The organism is Candidatus Omnitrophota bacterium (assembly GCA_013791745.1).
Lineage (GTDB): Bacteria > CG03 > CG03 > CG03 > CG03 > CG03.
This window is the reverse complement of sequence record VMTH01000039.1, coordinates 1-4789: the sequence shown is the minus strand read 5'-3', so window position 1 is coordinate 4789 and position 4789 is coordinate 1. Positions and strand designations below refer to the sequence as shown.

The 4789-nt window shown below is 43.2% G+C and carries 7 protein-coding genes; 6 read left to right on the top strand and 1 reads right to left on the bottom strand.

Annotated elements, in window-relative coordinates; all coding sequences use genetic code 11:
- A partial coding sequence (locus tag FP827_01760; protein MBA3051809.1) for a hypothetical protein occupies nucleotides 1–295 on the top strand: 295 nt, incomplete at its 5' end.
- A complete protein-coding gene (locus FP827_01755; protein ID MBA3051808.1) occupies nucleotides 292–990 on the top strand; it encodes a 5-amino-6-(5-phosphoribosylamino)uracil reductase in 699 nt (232 codons plus the stop codon). The genes FP827_01760 and FP827_01755, both read left to right, overlap by 4 nt.
- 36 nt (nucleotides 991–1026) lie before the next feature.
- On the opposite strand, the gene FP827_01750 is transcribed toward FP827_01755, so the two are convergent.
- A complete protein-coding gene (locus FP827_01750) occupies nucleotides 1027–1956 on the bottom strand; it encodes a DUF4349 domain-containing protein (protein MBA3051807.1) in 930 nt (309 codons plus the stop codon).
- A gap of 700 nt (nucleotides 1957–2656) precedes the next feature.
- Between FP827_01750 and FP827_01745 the strand changes: the two genes are divergently transcribed.
- From FP827_01745 to FP827_01730, 4 genes are all read left to right on the top strand, one after another.
- Nucleotides 2657–2896 (top strand): helix-turn-helix domain-containing protein, encoded by a 240-nt coding sequence (locus tag FP827_01745; GenBank protein MBA3051806.1) that lies wholly within the window; start codon nucleotides 2657–2659, stop codon nucleotides 2894–2896.
- 1 nt (nucleotide 2897) lies between these two features.
- Nucleotides 2898–3254 (top strand): hypothetical protein, encoded by a 357-nt coding sequence (locus FP827_01740; GenBank protein ID MBA3051805.1) that lies wholly within the window; start codon nucleotides 2898–2900, stop codon nucleotides 3252–3254.
- Between the two features lie 69 nt (nucleotides 3255–3323).
- Complete coding sequence (locus tag FP827_01735; GenBank protein ID MBA3051804.1) at nucleotides 3324–3848, top strand: hypothetical protein; 525 nt, start codon at nucleotides 3324–3326, stop codon at nucleotides 3846–3848.
- Nucleotides 3849–3885: 37 nt separating this feature from the next.
- The coding region (locus tag FP827_01730) for a hypothetical protein (protein MBA3051803.1) at nucleotides 3886–4789 on the top strand (904 nt) is incomplete at its 3' end.

Here is a 4789-nt window from a genome sequence, read left to right as displayed (position 1 = left end):
CGACGGCGCGCACTATCTCGCGGCGCACAATAAGGGATTTGACAGGACTGTGCTGAGAGTGTGCTGTGAAAATGCCGGAGTGGAAATGCCTCGCGCGCCGTTTATATGCACAGTGCAGGCGTCAAGAAAAGTGCTGAATATCCGTCCGGCGACACTGGACAATGTCTGCAGGGTGCTGAGGATCAAACTCAAGCATCACGACCCCCTTTCGGACGCGAACGCGTGCGCCAGTATAGTGTTAAAGACGATGGCGACGGACAGGGCGGCGTTTGAAGAAATGCTGAGCGGCTTGTGATGGAACAACGGGGGTTGAAAAAAGTGGCAAAGACTGATTTGCCGGAATTAATTCTGCATAATTCCGTGAGTCTCGACGGATCGCTCACGGGTTTTGAACCTAATATGGAATTGCATTACCGCATCGCCGGGAATTACAAGCCCGATGTGCATTTAATCGGTTCCGCGACGATAAAGAAAGGTATTGAGATGTACGGTGATGGCGTGCCGATGGAAGAAAAAGAGGATTTCGTAAGGCCTAAAAGAAACAAAAATATCCCCTACTGGGCGATTATTGACACGCGCGGCAAATTGAAAGGATTGCTGCACACTTGCCGGAGATTCGAGTTTTGCAGGGATGTGATCGTCGTTGTGTCCGGGAAAACCCCGAAATCCTATCTGCAGCATTTGAAAGAAAGAAATTATGATTATCATATCGTCGGCAAAGACCGCGCGGATCTGAAAAAAACGCTTGAGCTGCTCTTAAAAAAATATAAGGCGAAAAGAATCCTGGCCGACACGGGTAAGATTTTAGGGAATCTTCTTTTGAACCAGGGCCTTGTGGACGAGATCAGCCTGCTGGTTCATCCCGTCATCGTGGGGAAGAGCGCTTATAATATGTTCGGTGATGCGGCCGGTAATATCAGCTTAAAATTATTCAAGCAGGAATTGCTGGATAAGGATTACATACGGCTCATATATAAAGTGCGGAGCTGATCCAGTAACTGAAGCTGTCCCGCTGAACTCAGAGAATCACTGTTTTTTTCTGAACTTTTTTATACCGGCAAGTATCAGCGCGAAGAGCAGGCCGTAAATAGAAAGGGCGATAAGCGCGCCTATCACTGTTATGATGCCCGATGTTATGCTTATAAAGGCGTTGACGCCGCCGCGGAAGGCGTATCTTATGCGTTCCAGGAATTTATAACTTCCGGTTACGATATCCCTTTCCTCGTCAATATGTATGTTTATGGTGGCCAGGCCGATCTGGTTGTCCAGATATTTTTTCCGGCCTTTGAGCTGCTCTATTTTTTCTCCGACGCGCGCGAGTTCTTTTTCCACCTCAAGGATATCTTTGACATTTTTTGTTTTGATCGAGAGTATCTCTTTCAGGCGTTTCTCCACCCGAAGACTGCTGTTCAGCCGTGATTCAAGGTCTATGTATTGTTCGGTCACGTCATTGATATAGGAGTTTTTGCTCTTCACGCGGCCCAGGCTGTCAAGCCGTGCCGCAAAGCTGTCAAAATGAGCGGGTTTTACTTTGACGCTTATGTCGCCCGAGGCGTAGTTGTCGTCGGAAACATATTTACTTGATCGCAAAATGAAGCCTTCAAATTCGCTGACCATAGAGGCAATGGCCTTGGCGCTGCTGTCATAATCTTTCACCTCAAGGCTGATATTCCCCGTCTTGATCAATTTCCGTTCATCAGCCGCGATGTTTTCGGCATTATCCGTACTCGCCTCAGCCGCCGCTCTCGCGGAAGGAGCTGGCGGAGCGCTGCTCCTCATTCTTCCTGATGCCCTGTCAAAAGAAGCGCCGGCGTTAAGGCTTTCGTTTTCATACGCTGATTTGCTTTTGATAATTCCGCAACCCTGGTAATTCTTCGCAAGCATAATGACTGTAAATAACAGTATCGCCGCCGCCGCGCCTATCGCGCCGAACAGTTTTTCTCTTTTTGATATCATCGTGGCCCTCCCCGGGTTTTTAGATTTTCCTATATAAAAGTGAGCGTTGTCAAGTGTGCCTGATCAGTTTGTCATTTCCAATCGGACGAGCGTTGAATATTGGAGTTCAAAGTAAGAATAATGGCGGGGCGTCCCACATAAATGCAAACTCATTCATAATCTCATTGCCTAATACGATTCATAAAAGCAGGACAAAAATAAAAAGACGCTGATTTATTATTTTATTTGTCATTCCGAAGCCGGAGCCTGCCCTGAGCAAAGTCGAAGGGTGAGGAATCTTATTCATTATTTATTGAGAGCTCCCTCCGGTCGCAATACTTATGGGCTCGGCGCCTCCGACTATCCGTCCGATCATCGTCCGGATTCTCCGGCGCCTCGCATAAGAGACGGTCGCGGAATGCCCTCTGTTCGCTCAACCGCCGGAGCTCCTTCGGAGCTTCGGCTTTCGCTCTCCGCCCTCTTCGAGACAGGGGCAAGCGGACGGCGGCGCTTGCCCCTGTCTATGATTTACCTGCAAAGAACTTTTGGCTGTATTTGTGACCGTTACTTAAGTAAAGTCTCAAAATGCGGAATATAGACAGTTATCAACAGTGAGCACAGATATATCTTGACATTACCAAAATTATTTACAATACTGGAGAATAAAGGTAACCAACGGTAAAAGAAGAAGTGTTGTGGATATAGTTCTTAAGGGGAGAGCATGAGCGAAAATAATAAAGAAACACAAAAGGAGTGGGAGTGGATGAAACTCAAAGAAACGGCTGAGTATCTGCAGATTAGTCAAACGTCTCTTTATCGGATGCTCACATCTAAAAAGATACCTGCATCAAAAGTCGGCCGGCAATGGCGCTTTAACCGCACCAGAATAGAACAATGGTTAGAAACTGAGGATATAATGCTTAAGGATGTAGTCGAGAATAATAAAGGGGAGGAAAATTAAGATGTTTAAAAAGTACCTAATATTGATTGTCATCTTTTCGCTTATGTATAAGGTATCTTTTGCTCAGGAAAAAATCACAAGAAAAATAGTATCTGAAAAACTTATTGCTCAAATGGATTGGTTGACTATGAAAATCAAAACTTTCGCAGTAAGTCCCGACAGCAAGCGTGTGGCTTATGGGGGTAAGATAGGCTATAAGTGGTTAGTGGTCGTAGACGGCAACGAGGGCAAGAAATATGATGGCATCGACATCGGCATTAGAAGGATTACCTTTGACTCCTCTAATAGTTTGTATTATCTTGTCTATAGGGTTGCAAGCATTTCTTTAGTGAATGAAGAAATACAGAAACCGCAGTAAGGAAAAAGCTGATGCCTTTGATTTTCCGTTATCAGCTATAAGTTATACTTTCAGTCAGGAGGAACCAAAATGAGTTTAAAGCAACTGCTCAAAGATCAGAAAATACGCATAGATGACCACAGTCGGGGTTCTGGGCAACCAATTGAACCCGAGAATGTGCATCTTCATAAGAGTTTTACTGGTAAAAAAAATAAGGGGAAGAAAATTATAATATACATTAATCGGCCAAATAATAATATAGAATTTTATGGTAATTTTAGTGGAAATGAGAAGGATAAAATAATGAGTGAAATACGGCGTGTACTCAGTAGGGATAAAGCAAAATTAAAATTACTCATCGATATGATTTTTGAAGCTTTGGCTATTTGGAGAAATAATAATATAGGGATAGAAAAGGCAAGAGAGATTGCAAATAATTTAGCTGCTCAATTTGGCTTGGGAGCGATGATTCACGAGGAATTTGTAAATCGAATAGAAGGAAAACTAAAGGAAGTTATTAGCATCCATTTAGATGAACAAAAAAAGACTTATTGGATATCACAAAGAAAAGACCGTATTTTGGCCGGAGATGGAAGAGTTAGCTTTATCAAGTAGCAGCATAATGTTCTGTGTTTTTTAAAAGGGAGAAAAAATGAGTAAAAGTTTAGGATTGAAAATTGTGTGTGGGTTGGTTTTTGTTTTGTTGATTTCCGGTTGTGTGACAATTTCTACTCGCCCCATTTCTCCTTGGGGTGCTGCATGGGGCAATAATGTTAAGGCGCTCAGAAAAGTAATCAAACAAGGAGCAGATGTAAATAAGGAACATAATCAGTGGGGAACAGTATTGATGGCGGCGGCCGAAACTAATTCTCTGGAAGCAGCAAAGTTGCTGATAGAAAAAGGAGCCGATGTAAATAAGAAACATAATAACTTCGGAACAGCATTGATGGTAGCAGCCAAGTATAATTCCTTAGAAGTAGCAAAGTTGCTGATAGAAAAAGGAGCTGATGTTAATGCAAAGATGGAAAATGGCTGGACCGCATTGATGGCGGCGGCCGAAATTAATTCTCTGGGAGTAGCAAAGTTGCTGATAGAAAAAGGAGCTGATGTAAAAGCAAAAGACAAAGATGGCTGGACAGCATTGATAGTAGCAGCAAATTGGAATTCCTTAGAAGTAGCAAAGTTGCTGATAGAAAAAGGCGTTGATGTAAATATAAAAAGCAACAATGGCTGGACCGCATTGATGTTGGCACACGACCGTGATGTAATATATTCCTTAGGAGGAATAGCAAAATTATTGATAGAAAAAGGAGCAAACATTAATGCGAAAAATAATAATGATGGGACAGTATTGATGGCGGCAGCCGGGTATAATTCCTTAGGATTAGTCAAGTGGCTGATAGAAAAAGGAGCGGATATTAATGCAAAGCAAAAAGATGGTGAGACAGCATTGATGTTGGCAGCAGCCGAGAATTCCTTAGAAGTAGCGAAGTTATTGATAGAAAAAGGAGCGGATATTAATGCAAAGCAAAAAGATGGTGAGACAGCATTGATGT

Bases quoted from the DNA above. Each gene is read 5' to 3' on its own strand.
- FP827_01745 (MBA3051806.1), top strand. From the start codon at position 2,657: ATGAGCGAAAATAATAAAGAAACACAAAAGGAGTGGGAGTGGATGAAA.
- FP827_01740 (MBA3051805.1), top strand. From the start codon at position 2,898: ATGTTTAAAAAGTACCTAATATTGATTGTCATCTTTTCGCTTATGTAT.
- FP827_01750 (MBA3051807.1), bottom strand. From the start codon at position 1,956: ATGATATCAAAAAGAGAAAAACTGTTCGGCGCGATAGGCGCGGCGGCG.
- FP827_01735 (MBA3051804.1), top strand. From the start codon at position 3,324: ATGAGTTTAAAGCAACTGCTCAAAGATCAGAAAATACGCATAGATGAC.